The organism is Desulfoluna sp. HI9BLuna (assembly GCF_056829775.1).
In genome coordinates, this window is sequence record NZ_CP186555.1 from 3,676,724 (window position 1) to 3,701,016 (window position 24,293).

14 protein-coding genes and 3 tRNA genes are annotated in these 24,293 nt (G+C 59.1%); 3 read left to right on the top strand and 14 right to left on the bottom strand.

Annotated elements, in window-relative coordinates; all coding sequences use genetic code 11:
• Positions 1-45: 45 nt before the first annotated feature.
• The 4 genes from ACOYW0_RS14890 to hisS form a co-directional block, all read right to left on the bottom strand.
• On the bottom strand, positions 46-3,960 hold the full coding sequence (locus ACOYW0_RS14890; protein ID WP_482414636.1) for a response regulator: 3,915 nt from the start codon (positions 3,958-3,960) through the stop codon (positions 46-48).
• Between the two features lie 378 nt (positions 3,961-4,338).
• Positions 4,339-4,414: transfer RNA gene (locus ACOYW0_RS14895), tRNA-Asn, on the bottom strand.
• A gap of 132 nt (positions 4,415-4,546) precedes the next feature.
• Positions 4,547-6,334, bottom strand: coding sequence for an aspartate--tRNA ligase (gene aspS, locus ACOYW0_RS14900; RefSeq protein WP_482414637.1), 1,788 nt, complete (start codon positions 6,332-6,334; stop codon positions 4,547-4,549).
• 32 nt (positions 6,335-6,366) lie between these two features.
• A complete protein-coding gene (gene hisS / locus ACOYW0_RS14905) occupies positions 6,367-7,620 on the bottom strand; it encodes a histidine--tRNA ligase (protein WP_482414638.1) in 1,254 nt (417 codons plus the stop codon).
• A 501-nt stretch (positions 7,621-8,121) separates the two neighbouring features.
• On the opposite strand from hisS, the gene ACOYW0_RS14910 reads away from it, so the two are divergent.
• A complete protein-coding gene (locus ACOYW0_RS14910; RefSeq protein ID WP_482414639.1) occupies positions 8,122-8,994 on the top strand; it encodes a Rossmann-like and DUF2520 domain-containing protein in 873 nt (290 codons plus the stop codon).
• Positions 8,995-9,016: 22 nt separating this feature from the next.
• On the opposite strand, the gene ACOYW0_RS14915 is transcribed toward ACOYW0_RS14910, so the two are convergent.
• From ACOYW0_RS14915 to ACOYW0_RS14940, 6 genes are all read right to left on the bottom strand, one after another.
• A complete protein-coding gene (locus ACOYW0_RS14915; RefSeq protein WP_482414640.1) occupies positions 9,017-9,685 on the bottom strand; it encodes a helix-turn-helix transcriptional regulator in 669 nt (222 codons plus the stop codon).
• A 418-nt stretch (positions 9,686-10,103) separates the two neighbouring features.
• Positions 10,104-11,447: a sodium-dependent transporter gene (locus tag ACOYW0_RS14920; protein WP_482414641.1), complete on the bottom strand. Its 1,344-nt coding sequence runs from the start codon at positions 11,445-11,447 to the stop codon at positions 10,104-10,106.
• Between the two features lie 263 nt (positions 11,448-11,710).
• Entirely contained in the window at positions 11,711-13,093 is a 1,383-nt protein-coding gene (locus ACOYW0_RS14925; RefSeq protein WP_482414642.1) for a tryptophanase, read from the bottom strand.
• Between the two features lie 61 nt (positions 13,094-13,154).
• Positions 13,155-13,538 (bottom strand): RidA family protein, encoded by a 384-nt coding sequence (locus tag ACOYW0_RS14930; RefSeq protein ID WP_482414643.1) that lies wholly within the window; start codon positions 13,536-13,538, stop codon positions 13,155-13,157.
• A gap of 342 nt (positions 13,539-13,880) precedes the next feature.
• Complete coding sequence (locus ACOYW0_RS14935) at positions 13,881-16,865, bottom strand: insulinase family protein (RefSeq protein ID WP_482414644.1); 2,985 nt, start codon at positions 16,863-16,865, stop codon at positions 13,881-13,883.
• 673 nt (positions 16,866-17,538) lie between these two features.
• Entirely contained in the window at positions 17,539-17,970 is a 432-nt protein-coding gene (locus tag ACOYW0_RS14940) for a hypothetical protein (RefSeq protein ID WP_482414645.1), read from the bottom strand.
• Between the two features lie 547 nt (positions 17,971-18,517).
• Here ACOYW0_RS14940 and ACOYW0_RS14945 point away from each other — a divergent pair.
• Positions 18,518-19,135 (top strand): DUF2062 domain-containing protein, encoded by a 618-nt coding sequence (locus tag ACOYW0_RS14945; protein ID WP_482414646.1) that lies wholly within the window; start codon positions 18,518-18,520, stop codon positions 19,133-19,135.
• Complete coding sequence (gene rsmA / locus ACOYW0_RS14950) at positions 19,122-19,994, top strand: 16S rRNA (adenine(1518)-N(6)/adenine(1519)-N(6))-dimethyltransferase RsmA (RefSeq protein ID WP_482414647.1); 873 nt, start codon at positions 19,122-19,124, stop codon at positions 19,992-19,994. Before ACOYW0_RS14945 ends, rsmA begins: the two co-directional genes overlap by 14 nt.
• A 136-nt stretch (positions 19,995-20,130) precedes the next feature.
• Here the strand turns inward: rsmA and ACOYW0_RS14955 are convergent.
• The 4 genes from ACOYW0_RS14955 to clpX form a co-directional block, all read right to left on the bottom strand.
• Positions 20,131-20,208, bottom strand: a tRNA-Asp gene (locus ACOYW0_RS14955).
• Between the two features lie 5 nt (positions 20,209-20,213).
• Positions 20,214-20,289 (bottom strand) — tRNA-Val (locus ACOYW0_RS14960).
• A gap of 106 nt (positions 20,290-20,395) precedes the next feature.
• Positions 20,396-22,786: an endopeptidase La gene (lon, locus tag ACOYW0_RS14965; protein ID WP_482414648.1), complete on the bottom strand. Its 2,391-nt coding sequence runs from the start codon at positions 22,784-22,786 to the stop codon at positions 20,396-20,398.
• Between the two features lie 262 nt (positions 22,787-23,048).
• Positions 23,049-24,293 carry an ATP-dependent Clp protease ATP-binding subunit ClpX gene (gene clpX, locus ACOYW0_RS14970; protein WP_180137232.1) on the bottom strand — a complete coding sequence of 415 codons (1,245 nt, stop codon included), beginning with the start codon at positions 24,291-24,293 and terminating at the stop codon, positions 23,049-23,051.

Consider the following 24,293-nt stretch of genomic DNA (forward strand, 5'->3'; position numbering starts at 1 on the left):
CGGTTTGTGCCTTTTCGTCAGCAGAGGCGCTTGATGGGTTCCTTTCTATCGGTGAAGCCACACGCGCATCATGGAGATGAGGCGGTGGGGGTCCACGGGTTTGGGCATGTAGTCGCTGGCACCGCTGGCAAGGCATTTGGTGCGATCTTCTTTCATGGCCTTGGCGGTGAGGGCGATGATGGGCAGGTTCCGGAAGGCCTCTTGGGCGCGGATTCTCCTGATGGTTTCGAACCCGTCCATTACGGGCATCATGACATCCATGAGCACCAGGTGCAGGTCGGGCTCCCGGGACAGGACCTTCAGGGCCCGCTCCCCGTTGTCTGCCTTCAGGGGAATCATGCCCCTCTCCCGCAGGAGTTTGGAAAGGGCAAAGGTGGCGCGCATGTCGTCGTCGACAATGAGCACCTTTTTGTCCCGCAAAAGGGCATCGGTGTCGTGGAGGTTGGTGATGATCTGTTTTTGCCGGTCCGGCATGCGGCTCACCACCTGGTGGAGGAACAGGGAGACTTCGTCCAGGAGTCTTTCCTGGGAGCGGACGTCCTTTACGATGATGGCATCGGCGTGTTCCCGGATGCCCATCTCCTGTTCGGCGGTGAGGTTTCGGGCCGTGTAGATAATCACCGGTGGGAGGGGCACCCCCTCGGCGCGGAGGGCGCGCAGGAGTTCCAGGCCGTCCATGTCCGGCAGGCCCAGGTCGAGGATGATGCAGTGGAACTGCCTGGCTCGAAGGGCGTCCATGGCCTCAGAGGCCGAGGTCGCTTCCGTGGTGCGCACCCCTTCACATCCGATGAGTCCCACCACGCTTTGACGTGTCTCCCGGTTGTCGTCCACCACCAGGACGTGCTTGGGACGTTGGGCCGTCATCTCTTCCAGGGTGGAAAAGGTCTTCTCCAGGGCTTCGGTGCTCATGGGCTTGGTGGCGTGCCCCACGGCTCCCAGGCGGAGGGCTTCCGCTGCTGCGTCGTGGGCGGAGATGATGTGCACCGGGATGTGGCGGGTGCGAAGGTCTTCTTTTAAGGCGGTGAGCACCGCCCACCCATCTATCCCCGGAAGGGTGATGTCCAGGAGCACGGCGCAGGGCAGGTGCGTTTTCAGCAGCGCCAGGCCCTCCTCTCCGGATGGGGCGGTCAGGCACTTGAACCCTTTGTCCCTGCATGTGGTGCAGAGGTGCCGGGCAAAGACGGGGTCGTCCTCAATGACGAGGATGATCCTGTCTTCCGAGTCCAGGGCCTCCCGGTCATCCTGTACCGGTGAGGGGGCAGGGGGGGCGATGTCGGGGGACGGGATCGGTTCCGGGACGGGCTGCCTGGACGGCAGGGAGACGGGGAGGAAAAGGGTGAAGGTGGCTCCCTTGCCCGGCTGGCTGGTGAGCTGTATTTCGCCCCCCAGGAGGGTGGCGAGCTTTCGGGCGATGGAGAGGCCCAGTCCCGTGCCTCCGTAGCGCCGGGTGGTGGTTCCGTCGGCCTGTTGAAAGGCGTCGAAGATGATTTGCTGGCGGCTCTCTTCGATGCCGATACCCGTGTCGGTTACGGACAGGGCCAGGGTGGTCTGGGGCGTGAGCTTTGATTGAAGGAGCCGGACGCCTTCGGGGCAGGGGGCGGCGGTGAGGGTGACACGCCCCGATGCCGTGAACTTGATGGCATTGGCCATGAGGTTGTTGATGATCTGGTCCAGGCGCTTTCGGTCCGTGACGATGTGCGCCGGGGCTTCCGGTGAGACTGATGTCACGAGTTCGAGGCCTTTTTCTCTTGCCAGGTGCCGGAACCCGGCCTGGATATCGGACGTGAACTCTTTGAGATCCACGGTGACCGGGGCCAGCTCCATGCGCCCGGCCTCGATTTTGGAGAGGTCGAGGATGCCGTTGATGAGGTTGAGCAGGTCTGTGCCGCTGGCGTGGATGACCTCGGCAGATTCCACCTGCCCGGATGTCAGGGTCTCCTCCTTGTTGTCGGCAAGGGATCGGGCCAGGAGCAGCAGGCTGTTCAAGGGGGTGCGGAGCTCATGGGACATGTTGGCCAGAAACTCCGATTTGTAGGAGCTGGCCAGGGCCAGTGCTTCGGCCTTCTCTTCGGTCTCTCTTTTAACGGCAAGCATCTCCCGGGCCTGGCGCTGGAGGAGCTCGTTTTTCTCTTCCAGCTCTTCGTTGATGGCTTTGAGCTCTTCCTGCTGCTCTTTGAGCCGCTCTTCGGAGCGCAACAGAGTCGATGCCTGCCCTTCCAGCTCTTCGTTGGACTGGCGAAGCTCCTCCTGCTGGGCCCGGAGCTCTTCCGACAGCTTTTCAGACTCTTCCAGGGAGAGGGCAAGCCGTGTCCGGCCCTGGGTGTTTTCCACGGCCAGGGCGATGCTGCCTGTCACCAGATCCAGGAACTGGGATTGGGACTCCGAAAAGGTGGTGAGGGTGCCGAGCTCCAGAACCGCTTTGACCTGGTCGTTGCGGATCACGGGTTTGATGCACAGGGTGGTGGGGGCTGCCGTGCCCAGGCCCGACTCGATGGTGATATAGCCTTCAGGGACCTGGGTGAGGATGATCTCCTCTTTTTCCAGGGCGGCCTGGCCCACGAGCCCTTCGCCGGGACGGTATGCGGATGCCAGGTGCTTGCGCCGCTTGTGGGCGTAGCTGGCCACCAGGCGTAGGGTCCCGGTCTCGTCGGCCAGATAGATCAGGCCGGTGACGGCGCCTAAATACTTGCAGAGAAAGGTGATGATCCGGCGGCAGAGGGCCTCGGGGTCCGACTCGCTCTGCATGAGGTGGGAGAGTTGTGCCTGGCCGGTTTTCAGGTCATTTTGGTCTTCCAGGGCCCGGGCCGTTTTTTTGCGGTCGGTGATGTCCCAGAAGCTTTCGATGATGCCCCCGAAGGTCCCGTCGGGTTTTTCAAGGCGCATGGCGTTGAGGAGGTAAAAGGCCTGGGTACCGTCGGGGTGTTTTTTTTCCACCTCGGTGTGGATGTGGGTGGTGGCCCCTGTTTTCATCTGGGTGAGGGGGCAGGCATCGGTGTGGCACAGGGGGCCGCCGAAGGACTCGTAGCATTTCACAGGGCCGGGTCCCGGGGGGGCGCCTCCGGCCAGGGCCGCCAGGGTGTCGTTGGCCTGCACCTGGTTGAAGTGGCTGTCCACCATGCGTTTGCCGTCCACCCCCACATGGAAGAGGGTGTCCAGCTCGGCATGGGTGCGGAGCATCTCCTGTTCTGTTTTGCGGTAGGCCACAAGGGCCAGGAGAAAGGCGATGAGGTACCCGGAAAACCGCAGGAGGTGCCAGAACCACCAGCCCGCCTTCCAGGAGGTGGTAACGGAGAACAACATGCCGGAGATGCCGAACAAAAGGGCCAGAAGCAGGAAGAGGAGCTCTTCCTGCTGCCTGGTCCGGTTGTAGTTCACCGCAAAGTTGAGGGCGGCCATGAGGATAAGAAGGCCCCCTGCAAGGGCCGTGATGTCGGCGGGGGAGAGGCCTGGTGAGCCTGCCTGGGGAAGCGGCTGGCCCTGGGGCCAGGTGGTGATGAGCGTGCCTGCGGCCACCGAGGCGAGAAGGGTTGCGTTGGCTGCCACCAGCACCGTGGTCCGGGAGAGGGGGCGGTCGGGGAACCAGACCAGGGCGAAAAAGAGGCCACCTGTCAATACGGAGAGGCTTCGAAACCAGATGAAGGCCCGGCCCTCGGGGGTGCAGCTGTGGAAGATGTCGAAGACGGCCATGGCAATGAGGGCCAGGGCGATCCACATCCTTCGGGTGGTGGTTTTTTCCTGGCTCAGGAGGAGGAGGGCGGCCAGCACCAGGCCGAGGGTGGCCCCGGCCACTTCCAGGGAGGTGTGGAGGGGCTGGGAGACGAGACGCCAGTCCGGGTAGCGGGTGCCGATGAACAGAGTGCCCATGAGGGGGATCGCACCGCCGAGCCCCAGGGCCGTGGACAGCCACTGGCCGGAGTGGGGGCGTTGCTCAATGAAAAATTCCCGTGTGGAGCGGGCCATGGCCTATCTCCTTGGGGTGACGCGGCCGCCAAAGGCGATGGGCAGATCAGCAGGTTGAGACCGCCCGCGTCGTTCAATTGTCGGGTTGTGTTTGTTTTGCCCGGCCCACGGGGGTTCCCACGGAAACCGAGGCGGGCCTTTCAAGGGGCTTTGCTGTGGTATGCCGTGGTGTCCGGTGAGCCTCTGCAAAGGGGGGAAAGGAAACGCTCTCCTTTTATACCATATCGTGTTCCGCCAAGAAATGGTCATGTGTGGTGTATTGGAACGTTTTTTCAGGAGGTTATCGATTTGGTGGGCAAAAGGGCACAAAAAAACCCCGAAGACTTAAGCCTTCGAGGTTTTTTATATCGGCGCTGTCTGAAACAGACAGTTGTTTTTTGGCTCCCCAGCACGGATTTGAACCGCGGACCCAGTGGTTAACAGCCACTTGCTCTGCCGACTGAGCTACTGGGGATCAGTCAAAAGACTCAGACTATTTAGCCCGAACTCCGGGCGGTGTCAATTAAAAAACAGGGCGAGGACCCTGTTTTTTTTGCCCCAGGCACCGGCGGGAAACCGGTGTCGGGGGTATCTGACTTGAATTGCTCTACGATTCGATTTTCTTGATTCGAAGGGCCAATTCGTTGAGCTGTGCCATGCCCGCCTCGGAAGGGGCGTCGGTGAGCATGCAGGAGGCCTTCTGGGTTTTGGGGAAGGCGATGACGTCCCGGATGGAGGGCATGCCGCACAGGATCATCACCAGGCGGTCCAGGCCGAAGGCGATGCCGCCGTGGGGAGGCGCACCGGATTCCAGGGCGTTTAAGAGGAAGCCGAACTTCTCCTCGTACTCTTCCTTGTCCATGCCCAGGGCCGAGAACATGCGTTCCTGGATGGCACGGTCATGGATACGGATGCTGCCGCCACCGATCTCGGAGCCGTTGAGAACCAGGTCGTAGGCCCTGGAACGCAGCTTCAAAGGATCGGTCTCGATGTGCTCGTAATCCTCCTCCAGGGGTGCGGTGAAGGGGTGGTGCAGGGACTGGTAGCGTTTTTCCGTCTCGTCGTATTCGAAGAGGGGGAAGTGGGTGACCCACACAAAGCGGAACTCGTCCTTGTTGATGAGGCCCAGCTTTTCGGCCAGGTGGTTTCGCAGGTTGCCCAGGGACTCGTTGACCACCTTGGGCTGGTCCGCCACAAAGAAGATGAGGTCGCCGGGCTCCATGTCGATGCGCTCGGCAAGGGCCTTCTTCTCGTCGTCGGTGAAGAACTTGGCGATGGGGGACTGCCACTCGTTTTCCTTGACCTTGATCCAGGCCAGGCCTTTGGCGCGGTAGATGGAGACGAACTTTGTGAGATCGTCGATCTCCTTGCGGGAGAAGTCGATGCAGCCCTTGGCGTTGAGGGCCTTGACCATGCCGCCTTTCTTGACCACGTCGGCAAAGACCTTGAAGCCGGAGGTCTCCACGATGGAGGAGACATCTTTAAGCTCCATGTCGAATCGCAGGTCGGGTTTGTCCAGGCCGTAGCGGTCCATGGCGTCGGCGTAGAGCAGGTGCTCAAAGGGGGGCTCAAGGTCCACACCCAGCACCTCTTTAAAGACGCTTGAGACCATGCCTTCGGCAATGGACATGATCTCTTTTTCCCCCACAAAGCTCAGCTCCATGTCGATCTGGGTGAACTCGGGCTGGCGGTCGGCGCGCAGGTCCTCGTCGCGGAAGCACTTGACGATCTGGTAGTAGCGGTCGAAGCCGCTCATCATCAGGAGCTGCTTGAAGAGCTGGGGTGACTGGGGCAGGGCGTAGAAGAGGCCCTGGTTCACGCGGCTGGGCACCAGGTAGTCCCGGGCGCCTTCCGGGGTGCTTTTGGTGAGGAAGGGGGTCTCGATGTCGAGGAACCCTTTGCCGCTGAGGTAGTTCCGAACCGCCTGGGTGGTCTGGTGCCGGGCGATGATGTTTTTCTGGTACTTGGGACGCCGCAGGTCGATGTGTCGGTTTTTAAGGCGGATGTTCTCACCCACCTCGATGTCGTCTTCGACGGCGAAGGGCGGGGTCACGGCGCGGTTCAGGATGCGCAGCTCGTCCACGTTCACCTCGATGGCGCCGGTGACCATTTTGTCGTTGACCATGTCTGCGGGGCGCGCGGCCACGGTGCCCCGGACGCCGAGGACGAATTCGCTCCTGACGGCGTGGGCTTTTTCATGGACCTCGGTGTTCACCTCGGGGCTGAAGACCACCTGGGCAATGCCGCTTCGGTCTCTCAAGTCCACGAAAATGACGCCGCCGTGGTCCCGCCGGGTCTGTACCCAGCCCATAAGGACCACTTCTTCTCCCACGTGGGCGGTGGTTAAGTCGCAGCAGTTGTGGGTTCGTCTCATATCACCAAGTAGATCTGTCAATGCCCTGACTCCTTTGTGCTTTCTGATATCGTTTAGTTGAATCGGTCGACCAGTGTCTCCACCAGCCCATCCAGGGGAAGATCCCACTGCTCTTTGGTGGCCATGTTCCTCAGGGCGGCCACGCCCCTGTCCAGCTCATCGTCGCCCACCATGAGGACATGGGCTGCGTTCAGCTTATCGGCCCGCTTCATGTGGCTTTTGAGGCTGCGCCCCGCAAAATCGGCCTCGCAGAAGACGCCGTTGGCGGCCAGCTGCATGGCCCAGGTGGCCGCTTTTTCCGTGGCCGCATCGCCTAAGGGGGCGATGTAAAGGGTGGGGCCGTCCGCTTCGATGGTCTGCTGCATGGCCACGATCTCCGCCAGTCGGTCAAAGCCGATGGCAAATCCGATGGCGGGTATTTCCGGCCCGCCCAGGGCCTTGACCAGTCCGTCATATCGCCCGCCGCCGGCCACGGCGTTCTGGGCGCCCAGGGAGGTGGTGAGCACCTCAAAGGCGGTGCGGGTGTAGTAGTCGAGGCCACGCACCAGGCGGGTGTCCACCTCATAGTCCACCCCGTTTTCCGTGAGAACGCTCTTGACGGTCTCAAAGTGCTCGCGGCAGTCGTCGCAGAGGTGGTCGAGGATGGAGGGCGCTCCTTCCACGGCCTCGCGGCAGGACGGAACCTTGCAGTCCAGGACCCTTAAGGGGTTCTTCTCGCTTCGCCTGAGGCAGTTCTCGCAGAGGCTCTCTTTCTTGGCGTCGAGGAGGTCCTTGAGGGCCTTCTGGAAGTTGGGACGGCAGCAGGGGCAGCCCAGGGAGTTGATGTGGGCCTTGACGTCCCTGGCCTTGAGTTTTTCCAGCAGGGTGGCCAGCATGAAGATGAGCTGGGCGTCGAGGTACGGGGAGTCGATCCCGAACACCTCGGCGTCGATCTGGTAAAACTGACGGTAGCGCCCTTTCTGGGGGCGTTCCCTGCGGAACATCGGGCCGATGGTGTAGAACTTTCGGATGGGGTCCTTGGCGTACATCTTGTGCTGGATGTAGGACCGGACCACCGATGCGGTGGCTTCGGGACGCAGGGTCACGTGCCCCCGTTTGCCGTCCTCAAAGGTGTACATCTCCTTTTCCACAATATCGGTGGTGTCGCCGATGCTTCGGGAAAAGAGCTCCGATTTTTCCACGATGGGAAGGCGGAGTTCCTGGAACCCGAAGTTTTCAAATGTCTCTTTGGCTGCGCGTTCGATGGTCTGCCATACTTCGATTTCACCGGGCAGAACATCTTTGAATCCTTTGATAAGCTGTATCATGTGCTGTGCTTAAACCGCCTTCGTACCTGCGTTTTGAAGTTCAAAAGAAAAAGCCGGCCCCGTGTGCGGCGCTCCGGGATGGGGTCGGTGCCCCCTGCCGCATGCACGAAAGTGCCGCCCTTAAAAAGACCGTGGGAGTCTCGGATACTGGCAGGTAAGGCGCCCGGGACAGCCATGGGGCTGCGGGCGGTGTCCGGATGATTCCCAGTGATTTTTCAAGCGGTTGCGCCGTCCCGTGTGCATGGAGGGGTGCAAATCAACCCCTACTTGTATCGCAACAGGTAATTGCCGGTCAATACTTAATGTTTTTCAATAGATGGCGTTACCGGGAAATGAATTGAGTTTTTCCCGGAGCTGCAGTATGCATGAACATTGTTGGCCCAGCCGGAAGTTCTGTGGTTGAACAGGGTTGGGCCTTGCATCCGCGATGCAGGAAAGGGCGTTGGGCCTGCAGGGGCCGGTGCGCTCCAAATGAAAAGCTGGAAAGAAGGGGGAGTAGACGTGAAAGCAAGATGTGCAGTGGTGGGATGTGGACGAGTGGGAACCAGCCTGGTGATCCATCTGGACCGTGTGGGATACCCCCTGTGCGGGGTGGCGAGCCGCAGCGCCGAATCGGCGGAGAAGGCGGCGGGCCTGGTTTCCGGGATCCCGTATTCGACGGACCCGGTGGCCGTGACCCGGGACGCCGATCTGGTCTTTATCACCACGCCGGACGACACCATCGCCGAGGTGGCCGAGGCCATTGCCGCAGCCGGGGGATTCAAACAGGGGGCCACCGTCCTTCACTGCAGCGGCTCACTGCCGTCCACCATCATGGAGAAGGCCAGGCTTGCCGGGGCCCGTATCGGATCCATGCACCCCCTGCAGAGCTTTGCCGGGGCCGACCGGGAGACCAACCCCTTTGAGGGCATCATCATGTCCGTTGAAGGGGACGCGCCGTCTGTTGAGCTCGCCCTGGGCCTTGCCGCGGACCTGGGGGCCAGGGGCCTTACCATCGAGACCCGGGCCAAGACCATGTACCACGCCGCAGCCGTGGTGGCCTCCAACTGCTTTGTCACCGTCCAGGACATGGCCTGGCAGTTCATCGGTGATGCCGGGGTTTCGGAAGAGGACGCCTGGAGCGTGCTTGGGCCCTTGATCGAAGGGACCATGGCCAACATCCGGAAGGTCGGCCCGGTGGCGGCCCTTACCGGGCCTGTTGCCAGGGGCGACGTGGACACCATCGGCACCCACCTGGACAAGATCGCGGAGATGAAGCCGGGCCTTGCCGCCCTTTACAAGGCGTTGTGCCTCCACACCGTGGACATGGCCAGCCGCAAGGGGACCCTCACCCCGGAGGCCGAAGAGGCGCTGGTGCGCCGGTTGACATCCTGATGAATAGGGGCAGGGCGCACGGCTACAGCTTGCTCAAGTACCGGTAGATGGTGGGCTCCGAGCACCCGAGCTGTTTGGCCACGGTGCGTACCGCGCCCTTGAGTTTGAAGATCCCTTTCTGGTTCAGGATGTCCACGATGTCGATGCGGTCGTCCTGGACCAGTCGGTCGATGGAGGTGTTGTGCTTGTTCAGGTAGCCCTGGATGACGGCATCCGTCTCTTCAATGGCCGAGTCGTAGAACCGTTCCCCTGCATTGTTGACAAGGGAATCCACCGATTCGTAGGCGTTGTTGCTCTCGATGAGCATGTCCGGGTGGCAGAGCTTCAGGATCTGCTCGCTGATGTTTTTGTACCGGCGGTCATCGAAGTTGATGCAGAGAAGACCCACGATGTTTTTGTTGTCGTCGCGGATGAACATGGTGGAGGACCTCAGGATGCGATGATCCTTAGAGACCCCGTTGTAATTGATCTTGTATTTTTTTTCGCTGAAGCTTTCGTTGGAGATGACCTCCAGGCCGAAGTCGGTCAGGGGGGCCCCCACGGTTCGCTGGCTGATATGCCCGTTGGCGATGGCCACGATGGAGTTGATGTGATCCTCCGTGTCGTGGAGGACCACTTCGAAATCGGGGCCCAGGGCTTTTCCCAGAAATTCCACGATCAGGCTGTACTGGCGTTTTAAGGCGTCGTTCATGGTCTTTTGTCTTTCAAGATATGTTGGGTGCGTTTACCGGCCACCGTGGAAAGGGGGGAATGGCCCCGGAGCATGGTCTCGGATCCGTTATCAGCATGACGGCAGCATGGCTTCAACGCTTGCGAAACGCCGGTGCCTGGCATGTCTTCGTGTTTTCCTGTACCTCGGGCTTCGGGCCGATACGGCCTGGTTCCCGAAAGGGCCCCCTCGCCCCTCAGCTGGTGTCGGACTGCACGTTGTTGCGTGAATGATACCCTTTTGTACTTATACCACCGCCGGTAAGGATGCAATGCGTAACTGGGCTTAAACGCCGGGAAGACCCCGGAAAATAAAGGGGCTTTGCAACTCCGGCGTAAAAAAAATCCCGTAACCCACACTTGGGTTACGGGATGGGATCAGCAGGCGATGGCCATGGGGGTTACCCGATGCCTCCGTAGACGATGCCCAGAATGTAGACGATGATGGTGGCTCCGCAGAAGCCGTATTTCGTCATGGGCTCGAACCAGGCGCCGATGGTTTTGTCCTGGCCGGTCTGGGCCTGCTCCCTGGCAAAGCCCGGGCCGCAGACCCAGAAGAACATGATGCCCGCCAGAAGGGCTCCTAAGGGGATGAGATAGATGGAGACGATGTCCATCCAGGTGCTCAAGGTGGCCCCGTTTTCCAGGATCAGCCCCACGGTGCCGCTGATGAGGGCGATGATGACGATGGCCGCGACCCGTGAGATCTTGAGTCGCTGCTGAAGGGCCTCCACCGGCGTTTCAAACAGGTTCATCAGGGAACTGACGCCGGCAAAGAGGACCGCCACAAAGAAAACGATGGAGAAGAGCGTGCCGCACGGCATCATCTTGAACACGTTGGGCATGGTGATGAACATCAGGGGAGGACCGGCCGTGACATCAAGCTTGAAGGCAAAGACGGCCGGGATGATGACCACCGCGGCCAGCAGGGCGGCCAGGGTATCGAAAATGGCCACGTTCTTGGCGCAGCCTACCACGTCTTCGCTCTTTTTGAGGTAACTGCCGTAGACCACGGTGCCGGATCCGGCCAGGGAGAGGGAGAAGAAGGCCTGTCCCAGGGCGTAGACCCATGTTTTGGGGTCTTTTAAAAGGTCCCACTTGGCCACAAAGAGATACCGGTAGCCTTCCCCGGAGCCCGGGAGGGTGAAGACCCGGATGGCCAGCAGGATAAAGAGAATAAAAAAGCCGGGCATCATGACCTTGTTGACCTTTTCGATGCCGTTGGAGATCCCCAGGATCATGACGGCAAAGGTGAGGGCAAGGCCGAGGAGGTGCCAGCTGACGCTGCCCATGGGCCCTGCGATCTGCCCGAAATAGGCGCCGCAGTCCGGGGCACTGGTGACGGCCCCGGTGAAGGAGCCCACGGTGAATCGGAGGATCCAGCCCACCACCACCGCGTAACCGATGGCAATGCCCAGCGAGCCTAAGACCGGGATGATGCCGAAGACTTCGCCGTACTTGAACCCACGACGCTCACACGCCTTTTTGAAGGCGCCTAAGGGGCCGGTGCCCATGGCCCTGCCGAAGGACATCTCTCCGATGACGCCGAAGAGGCCGATGATGACAATAAATAGAATGTAAGGGATGAGAAAGGCGGCTCCGCCGAATTGCCCGAGCCGATAAGGAAACAGCCAAATATTTGCCATCCCCACTGCAGAACCGATGCAGGCGAGGATGAATCCAACTCTCGAATCAAAGTTATCCCTGTCGACGGGATCCGTATTGATCTTCTTTTGTTCAGACACAGCTTCACTCCTTCAAAAAACACCAGAAAAAAATCAAAGAGAGAGCTTCCGGAAAGATACAGCTGCATTGCTGCTTTTCCGGAACATAATCTGCGGTCGACATCCATGGGTGGAACGGTCATCCCATGGATGTGTTGTTCAAAAACAAGACAAAAGGTTGGTACACGTTTGTAGGGGGTGTCCGCAAGGCGTTGGGCTGATTTTTGCCCGGGACAATCAAAAATACCTGCAGCCCCGAAGGGCTGCAGGTATGTGGAGGTGGACTATTTTACGGGTTCAAGGTGAGCCTGGAAGTGACGCAGGACGGGGGGCTCCCAGGTGATGCGGTAGCCTTTGACCTGGTCGGCCCGTTTTTTGATCTCGATGAGGGCGTCGGCCATGATGTCGATGTGGGCCTGGGTGTAGACGCGGCGGGCGATGGCAAAGCGGGTGAACTCAAAGTTGGCTTCGAGCTGCTTGCCGGTGTCCGGGTCGTTGCCCAGCATGTAGGAGCCGATGTCGCAGGTTCGGATGCCGGCCTCGATGTAGAGCTCGATGGCCAGGGCCTGGCCCGGGAACTCATTGTAGGGGATGTGGGGGAACAGCGCCTTGGCGTCTACGAAGACACCGTGGCCGCCCACAGGGGACTGGTAGGCGATGCCGGCGTCGTCGAGGCGGGAGGCAAGGTACTCCATCTGGCCGATGCGGTACCTGAGGTAGTCCTCGTCGAGACCTTCGTAGAGGCCGATGGCCAGGGCTTCGAGGTCACGGCCGGAGAGACCGCCGTAGGTGGTGAAGCCTTCAAAGGAGATGGTGCGGCCCTTGCACGCCGTGAAGAGCTCCTCGTCGTCCTTGACGCCGAACAGGCCGCCCATGTTGACGATGGTGTCTTTTTTGGCGCTCATGGTGAAGCTGTCCGCGTAGCTGAACATCTCGTTGATGATCTCTTTGATGGACTTGTCAGCGTACCCTTCTTCGCGCTGCTTGATGAAGTAGGCGTTTTCCGCGTAGCGGGCGGCGTCGATGTTGAGCTTGATGCCGTATTTTTTACAGATGGCTGCGGTCTCTTTGACGTTGGCCATGGAGACAGGCTGGCCCCCTGCGGAGTTGTTGGTGACGGTCATGATGACCAGGGCCACGTTCTCGGGGCCGTATTCCTTAATTAAGGATTCGAGCCGCTCAACATCCATGTTGCCTTTAAAAGGAGCTCGTTTTGAGGGCTCGTTGGCGATGGGAACCACACAGTCCACAGCGCGTGCCCCGGCAAGCTCCACATGGGCGCGGGTGGTGTCGAAGTGCATGTTGGAGATGGAGTACTGGCCCTCTCCCATCATCACGCCGAAGAGTACTTTTTCCGCGGCACGACCCTGGTGGACAGGCTGGATGTACTTGTAACCGGTGATGTCCCGGGCGGCGTCGAGGAGCTTGTAGTAGCTTGAGCTGCCTGCGTAGGCTTCGTCACCGCGCATGACGCCGGCCCACTGCTCCTGGCTCATGGCGTTGGTGCCGCTGTCGGTGAGCAGGTCGATGTAGACATCTTCGCCCTTGAGGTTGAAGGTGTTGTATTTCGCCTCGGCGATTTTCTGCACCCTCTCTTCGCGGGTGAGCATTTTGATGGTTTCGACCATTTTGATTCGGAAGGGTTCGGCGACGTATTTGATTGCCATGATGTTAGCCTCCAATGTATCTGATTTTATATGAATCGTAAGAGATAGAGATGTCCGGTGCCTAACCGACGACCGCGATGGCTTCAATTTCGACCAGGGCGTCCTTGGGAAGTCGTGCCACTTCGACGGCCGATCGTGCCGGGTAGTTGCCTTCCCCGAACATCTCTTGATAGACGGCGTTCATTTCGCTGAAATCGTCCATGCTGGACAGGAAGACGGTGGTCTTCACGACATGGCCCAGGGTCATGTTTTTGCATGCGAGGATTTCGGCGAGGTTTTGAAGGGATTGTCTTGTCTGGGAGGCGATGCCTCCTGCGGGAAACGCTCCGGTTTTCGGGTCGACCGGAAGCTGTCCTGAAACAAAGACAAGGTTGGGAGTCACGACGCCCTGGGAGTAGGGCCCGATGGCTGCCGGTGCTTTTTCTGTGAAAAGTGTCTCTTTCATGATCTATTCCTTAACTCGTGATTTCAATCATGACCGCTGTTGACTGATAGGGTTTTATAGTGAAAAAAAATTATTGTCAAAGAAAATCTTTATTATCTGAGAATAAAATTTTGCGGAAAGTGGTTTGTATATCTAAGCAACTGTATTTAAATGGTAAGAGGCGTCTTGTGTAGAGTTTCTGTGATGAGAGAAAATGAGAAAGTTTTATTAAATCTGGGGCGGTGTGGGGTGTTGGTCGGTTTGTTTGTGGTCCTGCGGGGTACGGACACGCACACCCTTGGTGTGTGTGTGTCGGAAAGGGAGGAGGGCAGGGGCGGTGCTTACGCCCCTGCCGGATTCGGATCAGATGGTGTGAATCTCGAGCTCCTTGTCCAGGCGACCGGAGAGTCCCTTGAGCCTGTCGGCACCGGAGATAATCGCCACACTCGCCAGGTCGGCTTCGGGGGGGAAGTAGCGCGCGGCAGCGGCCCGGACCTTTTGGGCGTTCAAGGCCAGGAGTCCCTCTTTAAAGGCCTTGCGCGTGTCGTCGGAGAGGCCCACCAGCTCGCGGAAAAATCCTTTGCGCGCGGCAGCCGCCGGTGTCTCGGGGCGATCAATGGCGGCTGCGGCCTGGAGAATGGCCTCTTTGACGTCCTCGTCGGTGTAGTCGGTGCCGGTGATGTACCGGGCGGCGCCGTCGTATGCCGAAAGGGTTTTTACCACGTGGGGATCCCGGTAGGAGCCCATGCTGAAGGTGCCCTCTTCGCTGCTGTAGGCGGCAAAGGCGCCGTAGGCCCCGCCCTTTTCCCGGATCTCCCGGTGGAGGTAGAGGGAGCGGAGGAGCCGGGCGATGATGGACAGGGCCGGTGCGTCCTCGTGCCCCATGGAGACCACGGGAAAGGAGGAGGCCACAAAGGAGACGGCGCTGTTGGTGGCCCACCCTTCGTGGACCGGGGTGCAGGTTGCCGGTACCGAGGCAAAGCTCAAGGGCGAGGAGCCCTCGGGCAGGGCCTGGGACAGGGCAAGCTGATCGGCCTCTGCACGGGCCAGGGTGGCTTCGTCTCCGGCCAGGGCGCAACGCAGGTTGCCCCGGTTGAGGAAGGCGTCGCCGATGCGGGCGAGCTGGTCGCCGATGCGGGCCAGCTGCTCTTCGGAGGCGTCCCCGCGTACCAGGTCCTCGGTGATCTCTTTGATGTACCGGATCTGGCCAACCCCGTTCCAGAGTTCCGAAAGGGCCAGGGAGTCGGTGAAGTTTCGGTTGGCAAGGGAGATGGCCAGGCTGTGGCCGTTCTGCACCACCGCGGCCTCTAAGGACGCCCGGTACTCCAGAAGGAGGTTGCGGAGCCGCTTGAGGTCGGTGAACCGGTACTGGGTGAGGGTTTCGGTGAGAAGGTCGAACATGGCCCCCCGGTTCCTGGCAAGGCACTTGCTGTTGACGGCGATGAGGGGCAGGGCGGATCGGTTTTCGTCGTAACGCCTTCGGGAAGCCGGGGAGAGCCCCATGCCGCCGGTGTGGGCGGCAATGGCCCGGGCGAGCTCCTCGTAGTTCTTTTGGGCGGTGCCCACCTTCATGATGGCGGAGCAGAAGAAGGGGACCAGGGGCACCAGGTCGTCGTCAAGGCTGCCTGCCTCCAGCACGCCGGTGTAGTACAGAAGGGTGTTGGTGGCGCAGGGGTAGGTGAAGATGCGCTGGCCGTTCCTGCTTGCCGGGATGACCGAGTCGATGGTGGCCGGGATGTCGGAAAGCTCTAAGGTGGGCAGGCAGGAGATGTCCTCTTCTGCCTCCTGAAGGACCTTCAGGGCCCGGGCATCGGCGTTGATCTTCTTCTTTTCGTCCTCGGTGAGTTTTTGGGCGATGGCTTGCAGCCTGCTCGTCTCTTCCTGGGCCTGTCTGGCGGCCAGGGTGCTGTCCGGGGCCAGGGTAAAGCGGACCCGGTGGGGGTTCTCCAGCAGGCGCTCACGTATGAGGGATTCGAAGTAGCCCCCTTGTTTGACGGCATCCTTGATGGCGCTCAGGTCGTCATCCAAAAGGAGGAGCTTTTCGGGATCCCCGCCGTGGAACCAGCAGCCGGCAAGCCCCAGAAGGATCTTGATGCCGTAGGGGTACGGGGTGTTGGAGATTTCACGCCGCCTTATCTCCATCTGGTGGATGGCCGAGTCGATGAGGTCCGTGTCGATGCCGTCGTCGGCGATGCGCGCCAGGGAATCAAAGACCAGGGCCTCAATGGCGTCGGCGTCTTCAACGCGGGTCTCTTTGAGGCCGCAGCCAAAGGAGGCGTCCCGGGCATCGGAGTCAAAGCCCGTGGCGTCGCAGAGGGAGGAGCCGAGGTTCGAGTCGATGAGGGCCTTGCGCAAGGGCGCGGCCGCGTTGCCCAGGAGGATCTGGGAGAGGAGGCTGAAGGCCAGGGTCTCCCGGGTGTTGAGGATGTCGGTGATCAGCCAGACCAGGCTCACCTGGGCGCGGTTGTCCCGTCCCTCTTCCTCGTCGGCCGGGTAGTACTCCACCACCTTGCGGGGTGCGGTCCAGCGCCCCTGGGGCTCCACCGTGGTTTTGGGGTCGATTTTTTCGAAACGGGAGAGGACCTTTTCGCTGATGACCTTGAGGTGATCGGCCAGGGGAATGTCCCCGTAGGTGAAAAAGTAGGCGTTGCTGGGGTGGTAGTGCCGGGCGTGGAAGGCCTTGAGCTCATCCCAGCTGAGGTCGGGAATGGCTTCGGGGTCCCCGCCGGAGTTGTTGGCGTAGGTGGTCTCGGGCATGAGCGCCTTGTTGAGGGCGCGTCCCAGCACCTGGTGGGGGGAGCTCATGGCTCCTTTCATCTCGTTGTAGACCACCCCTTTAAAGGAGAGGGCCTCTTCATCCCCCTCTTTGCCGGCCTCGAATTCGAGGCGGTGGCCTTCCTGCTTGAAGCTCAACTCATCGATGCGGGGAAAGAAGGCGGCGTCCAGGTAGACATCCATGAGGTTGTAGAAGTCCTTCCGGTTCTGGCTGGCAAAGGGGTACATGGTCCAGTCCGACGCGGTGAAGGCGTTCATGAAGGTGTTGAGGCTCCGCTTGATCATGGAGAAAAAGGGGTCTCGTACCGGGTAGCGCTCTGAGCCGCAAAGGGCGGTGTGCTCCAGGATATGGGCCACCCCCGTGGAGTCTTTGGGCACGGTTTTGAAGGCCACGGAAAAGGTGTTTTCCCGGTCTTCTGCGCTGATGTGGATGTGGGACGCCCCGCTGGCATCGTGCTTCAGCTCGTAATAATAGGCATGGATGTCAGGGATGGGGCACGCCTTGACGACGGTGTAGCCGTGGAGGGTCTGCCCCGGTCGGATGGGGGTGTTGCAGGGGTCGTTGTGTGTCATGGTCTGGTTCATCCCAAAATCTATGGTTCTGCGCACGCCGGGTTGCATGCAGGACAAGGCCACCAAAGACGATTCACCGTGCTCGGCGCGGGGCCGGGTGATGTGTTGTGGCCGCCTCGGGCCCTTAACGTGACAATCCGGTCGGGCGCGTGAAGGTGCGCTGCGATTCTATAAGATGGGCATCCCAAGCCCGTTTGTCGAGGGCTGGGCCAAAGAGTTCGTGTTTTCTTCGGATGAAACAGTGGGGAAGGAAAGGGGGTTGTCCTCCCTGACAGGTTGTGGACAACACACCGGCCGCCAGGGCGCAAAGGGAGTGCATCGCCTGTGCGCGACGGCGTAAGGGCCTTGGAATCACCCGTTTGCTATGCAAAGGGGCACGAGTACGTGCCTGGCGTAAATCCAGGGGCCCGGGATATCCACAACCTGTAAGGGAGAACGATCCTGAATCGGGCAAGAGCAAATGAAATGGATGTGGGACCCGGAAACGCGGGTTCGTACAGGCGCACCCGGATTTCAACCCGACGATGTCTGGTGACAGCGGGTGAGGGGTGTCGGCACGGATGAGTATGCCGAAGTGCACGGGCCGTTTCCATGTCCCTGAAGCGTGTATACCGGGCGTCACTTGGAAGAAGGACGTCAGAGGGCAGGTGCCCGGTATGAAGCTTCCGGCTCTTTAGGCGGCGATATACACGCCACGGGTCTTGCGCTTGATGCGGCCGATTTTGTTCAGGCGGAAAATGATGTTGCGAAGTTTTTTGTCTTCAAAACCGGTTTTTGCCTGAATTTTAGCGAAGTCGGCTCCGTTGCGTGAGCTCTTAATGACCTTGAGCACTGTGCCGGATGCAGTCATTTCGGAGCGGTCGCCTTTTTCTTTTCCGGCGCTGGCGACGTAGCCACGGCCTGAGGTCTGGCGAATCAGTTTTTCAAGACGATCAATCTGAGCAGAGAGCTTTTCGATGTCCTGACGGGACGGGATATCGTAGCTTTTGATGATGGTCTTGAAAAGGGAGTCAATGCTCACCGGCTTGGTACGTACGCGACGACGGGTGGCCGGGGTTTCGGGTGCTTGCTCTTCCTGAACGGGGTTGGGGGTCTCTGCAGACATATGTCCTCCTTGTGCTGTTTTGTTTCTTATTATTTGGGTTTATATACAACCAGAAGGATGTCTGAATACCACACGACCGATCTGCACACCCCTGCACGCGCATTTCCCCCCTCTCGTCAGCACGCACGCTCAGGAGCTCCATGACAAACATGGTTTATGCTTGTAGGCAAAACAGAAATCGATCAAGAGACATCCTCTAGTAAGGATTACCCGTTAGATAACTTAATTGTTTATGAGAGTCAAGCAATCTTCAAAGGAAAAAACGGACCTTTTAGTAAAAATCATGAAAACGTGGGGACGTCACGGCGGAAAAAGCACAAATCGTGTTGAAAGGGTATGCGTTTCATGGTATTTTCAAATCGCCGAAAATAAAATGGATTGGTGGATCGGCCCATGAAAATTTCGGTGCCGTTTCAGCCCTTTCCATACCCTGCGACAGTCACTGTAACGAAAACGTCCACCCGGGAAAAAAATTAGGTCGTTGTTACAGTTTTTGTTTATGTGACGTTGTTTTCTAAGGCTTTGCTTTTTTAGGGATTTGACAAGTATGAATCAGATCGGACAGAAATCCTTGATGTCTAATGAGAATATAACATATTGGAACAAAATAAAAAAACACTTTTGTTCTCTTTTAGAAAAAATTAAGAGGTTGCAGGGTAATCCTCACTATATTGCCATGGGAATGGCAATCGGCGTGTTTGTGGGTGTAACTCCCACCATTCCTTTTCATACGGCTTTAGCAATCGTCCTGGCCTTTGTTCTCCATGGCAGTAAGCCGGCGGCAGCAATAGGGGTCTGGATTGCCAATCCGTTGACGATCCCCCTGTTTTATTACAGCAGTTACAAGGTCGGTGTGGGGCTGTTCGGCGGGAACCGCGGGGATGGACCGAATATCGACCTGATGATTCGGGTGATGGAAAGCGGGATCCCCCTGGCAGAAAAACTGGAACGGATCAAAGGCTTTCTTGCTCACCATTTCGGGGTGGCGTGCATGATGCTTGCGGGAAGTATTGTGTTGGCTGTTATTCCTACCATTGTAACCTATTTTTTAACGCGAAAGATGATTGCGGGCACATACACGAGTGTAAAAGTGATCAGTAAATCAAGATACAAGAATGATGGAAATCGCCAATGCGGCGAGGAGAGTGACGATGACATCGCCTAGAATTACCCTGGCTGCGTGGGATATGCATGCGAAAAAGAAGTTTGGGCAGAATTTTTTGAACGACCCCTCGGTGCCGGAGCTTATCGCCGAGCGCGCGGGCATCGCGCCCGAGGACCTTGTGGTGGAGATCGGCCCGGGCCTGGGGGCCTTGACCGTGCCCCTTGCAAAGCGGGCTGCCCGCGTATGTGCCATTGAAAAAGACAGCCAGATCCTGCCTGTTCTTCGCTCCGAGCTTCTTGCTTCGGGCACCGAGAACGTGGAGATATTGAATGAAGACATTCTGAACGTCAGCCTGACGGAGATCGCCGAGGCCCACGGGGGGCCCATTATTGTGGCGGGAAACCTCCCGTACAATATCTCGTCCCAGATTCTCGTGCAGATGATTCGTGAGCGTCGCTGGGTGAAAAAGGCCCTTTTCATGTTTCAGAAGGAGTTGGCCGAGCGCATCACGGCCCCTGAGGGAACTCGGAATTTTGGCCGTATGGCGGCCATGCTGGGCTATTGTGCGCGGATTCGGACCCTGGTGCGGGTGGATGCCTCCAAGTTCTTTCCCCGGCCCAAGGTGGACTCTGAGGTGATCGAGGTGACCTTCCTTGCCGATCCGCCCCACGTGGCCACGGACGAGGCGTTATTGTTTGCCGTGATCAAGGCGGCTTTCGGGAAACGTCGCAAGAACCTTCGCAACGCTCTGTCCAACAGTGAGCTGCCCCTGAGTCCGGTACAGGCCGAGGCGGTGCTGGGCGCTGCGGGGATCGCGGTGAACCGAAGGGCCGAGTCCCTGACGGTGGCCGAGTTCGTCGGGCTGGCCAATGCCCTGGCCGATTTCCTTGCGGCATCGCCCGAGGCGTCCGGCGACTAACGCGGAAACGATCGTTTTTTAAGGCTCCGGGGCATGGCTTCGGGGCCTTTTTTTTGTAAGGGGGATGAAAAAGGTATTTTCAGGGCATAAAAAAAAGGGTTCCTTTTTAAAAAAGGAACCCTTGTTCTTTTTATGGTGGCGGGAGTGACGAGACTCGAACTCGCGGCCTCCAGCGTGACAGGCTGGCGTTCTAACCAAACTGAACTACACCCCCGCAGGTGGTGGGCGATGCAGGGCTCGAACCTGCGACTTCAACCTTGTAAGGGTCGCACTCTACCAACTGAGTTAATCGCCCGTTGCCGTGAAGGCTTTCGCCCTCAGGAACGAAGCCTTTTTAGCAATATTCATCGGGTCACGTCAAGGGAATAAAGTGACCCGGTGTTATTTTTTTTTGCCTCGGATCAGGCCAGCTCCGGGCTGGTGAAAAGGCTGGTTCCTTCAGGCGTGATAAGGGCTTCGTTTAACACGTCATCCAGATGGTCGGCCGGAACCACCTCCATCTGCTTGAGGATGGAGGCCGGAATCTCTTCCAGGTCCTTTTCGTTCTCTTTGGGGATGATCACCTTTTTCAGGCCCCCGCGATGGGCGGCAAGGATCTTCTCCTTGAGGCCGCCGATGGGCAGGACCCGTCCCCTGAGGGTGATCTCGCCTGTCATGGCCACATCTTTGTCCACGGGGTATTTGGTAAAGGCGGAGACAAGGGCCGTGCACATGGTGATGCCGGCAGAGGGGCCGTCTTTGGGGATGGCTCCTTCGGGCACGTGGATGTGGATGTCCACCTTGCTGTAGAAATCGTCGTCGAGCTTCAGGGCTGAGGATTTGGATCGCACGTAGCTTACCGCGGCCCGTGCCGACTCTTTCATGACGTCCCCGAGTTTGCCCGTGACCGTGAGGTTGCCTTTGCCGGGCATCAGGGCTGTTTCAATGCAGAGGAGCTCGCCCCCTACCTGGGTCCAGGCCAGGCCCGTGACAATGCCGATCTGGTCCTTCTCTTCTCCCTGCCCGTAGCGGAAGCGGATGGGGCCGAGGTGTTTTTCCACCTTCTTCGGCACGATCTTCACTGGCTTTTTCGCTTTCTTCTTGACCACCTCCAGGGCGCTTTTCCTGCAGACGCCGGAGATCTCCCGTTCCAGGTTACGAACCCCTGCCTCCCGGGTGTAGTTGCGGATGATGTCGAAAACCGCCTGGCGGGTAAAGTCGATCTCATCCACTTTCAGGCCGTTCATCTTGGTCTGTTTGGGGATGAGGTGGTCCTTGGCGATCATGTATTTTTCCTGCTCGGTGTAGCCGGGGATACGGATCACCTCCATCCTGTCCTGCAGGGGCAGGGGGATGTCCGAGAGGGTGTTGGCCGTGGTGATGAACAGGATGTCCGACAAATCGTAGTCCACATCAAGGAAGTGGTCGTTGAAGGTGTTGTTCTGCTCGGGATCCAGTACCTCCAGAAGGGCGGACGAGGGGTCTCCCCGGAAGTCGGTGCTCATCTTGTCCACCTCGTCGAGGCAGAAGACCGGGTTGTTGACTCCGGCTTTTTTCAGGTTCTGGATGATTTTACCGGGCATGGCGCCCACGTAGGTGCGGCGATGTCCCCGGATTTCCGCTTCGTCGCGCACGCCCCCTAAGGAGATGCGGATAAAGCGCCTGCCCGTGGCACGGGCAACAGAGCGTGCCAAGGAGGTCTTGCCCACACCCGGAGGGCCCACCAGGCAGAGGATGGGGCCCCGCACCTTGTTGACCAGGGATTGCACGGCCAGGTACTCCAGGATGCGCTCCTTGGGCTTTTCCAGGCCAAAGTGGTCCTTGTTGAGGATGGCCTCGGCTTCGGTGAGATCGCTCTTGGTCTTGCTGCGGTTGTACCAGGGCAGGTCCAGCATCCAGTCGATGTAGTTTCGTACCACACTGGCCTCGGCGCTCATGGGCGACATCATCTTGAGCTTTTTGAACTCCTGCTTCACCTTGAAGGCCGCCTCCTTGGAGAGGCGCTTGCCCTTGATGCGCTGCTCAAGCTCCTGGAGTTCGTCGTCGGCGCTGTCGTCGGCACCCATCTCCTTTTTAATGGCCCGCATCTGTTCGGTGAGGTAGTAGTTTTTCTGGGTCTGCTCGATCTGGTTTTTCACTCGACCGCGAATTTTCTGACCCATTTCGAAGATTTCGCCTTCGCGCTTGATGAGCCCCAGAAGGATGTCCATGCGCTTGCCGATGTCCACCGCTTCCAGAAGGGTCTGCTTGTCGGCGACCTTGAAGGGCAGGTGGGAGGCGACGGTGTCGGCCAGCTTTCCTGATTCTTCGATGGCGGCAACTTTTCCGATGAGCTCTTTGGAGATGCTCTTGTTGAGCTTGGTGTACTCTTCAAAGGCATCGATGACGGCCCGGGACAGGGCTTCGCCTTCGGCTTCGGTCACCGGGGTCTCCGGCATGGGCTCGGCATCCACGGACAGGAATTCCTCGCCGGGGATAAACGAGACGATGCGGCCTCGGGCCTTGCCTTCCACCAGGGCCTTGACCGTGCCGTCGGGCAGTTTGAGAAGCTGAAGGATGGTGCCCACGGTTCCGACACTGCTGATGTCCTGCTCTTCGGGGTTGTCCACTCCGGCGATGCGCTGGGTCGACAGGAAAATGGTTTTGTTTTTTCCCATGGCCTCAGCCAGTGCGTTGACGGACTTGGTCCGTCCCACAAACAGGGGCACCACCATTCCGGGGAAAACCACGATGTCCCGCAGGGGAAGAATCGGAAGCGTCACACGGCTGGAACTGGAATCATCGTTTTTAAATATCTTCGGTATATTGATCATCGGAGCTTCTTCACCATCATCTGATAAGGTAGTTGGTCGAGGAGGAAGGGTCAGCGGCCTGAAGGGCACGTTCAAAGGATGGTCCCACAGGGGATCGCCGATCAAACCGGGGCCCTTTCCGCACCGCGAAGGGGCGGAAAGGGCGTTCAACCGGATTGTGCCGGCCAGAGGGCCAGGGGAACAGTCACCCGCGGGGGCCTGAAGGACGGGGCCGGTCCTGCGCCGGTACGTCAGGTGGTTCCGCGGAGGGGTTCCGTGTTCCTCAAGCCTGCTGCTGAGGTGTTTCGTAGAGAATGATGGGGTCCTCTTTTTCGAGGATCACATCTTCATTGATCACGCACTCGCTGATGTTTTCCAGGGAAGGGATTTCGTACATGATATCAAGCATGGATCGCTCGAGGATGGCCCGAAGGCCGCGGGCACCGGACTTACGTTCCACCGCCTCGTGGGCGATGGCCTTCACCGCGTCGTCGGTGAACCGGAGCTTCACGTCTTCGAACTCGAAGAGCTTCTGGAACTGCTTGATCAGTGCGTTCTTGGGTTCCGTCAGGATCTTGATCAGTGAGTTTTCGCCCAGCTCGTTCAGGGTGGCGATGACGGGAAGGCGTCCGAGAAATTCGGGGATGAGCCCGAACTTGATGAGGTCTTCCGGTCGAACCATCGTGAGGAGTTCACCCAGGCTCTTGTCTTGTCGGCTGGTGACCGTGGCCCCGAAGCCCAGCGCTTTTTCGCCGGTTCGCCTCTGGACCAGTTTCTCCAGGCCGGTAAAGGTACCGCCGCAGATAAACAGGATGTTGTTGGTGTTGATCTTGACAAAGTCCTGCTGCGGGTGCTTACGGCCCCCTTTGGGGGGGACGCTGGCCGTTGTTCCCTCGATGATCTTGAGGAGGGCCTGCTGCACCCCTTCACCGGAGACATCCCGGGTGATGGAGGGGTTGTCGGAACGCTGGGCGATTTTGTCGATCTCATCGATGTAGACAATGCCGCGTTCGGCCCGTTCCACGTCGTAATCCGCATTCTGGAGCAGGGAGAGAATGATGTTCTCCACGTCTTCGCCCACGTAGCCTGCCTCGGTGAGGCTGGTGGCGTCGGCAATGGTGAAGGGCACATCCAGGAAGCGCGCCAGGGTCTGAGCCAGCAGGGTTTTCCCCGAGCCGGTGGGCCCGATGAGCAGGATGTTGCTTTTCTGAAGTTCCACCTCCGACGAGCTCATGGCCGAGTCCAGTCGCTTGTAGTGGTTCCGGACGGCTACGGAGAGGACTTTCTTGGCCCGATCCTGCTCGATGACATACTCATCGAGTCGCTCTTTGATCTCCTTGGGGGTCAAGAGCACTTCGGGGCTCTGGGGCTCCTTGATGCCTTCATCCTCAATGATCTCGCTGCAGAGCTGGATGCATTCGTCGCAGATATACACTGCGGGACCGGCGATGAGCTTCTTGACTTCTTTCTGGTTTTTACCGCAGAACGAGCAGAAAAGCTTATCATTTCCGTCCGACTGTTTTGTCAT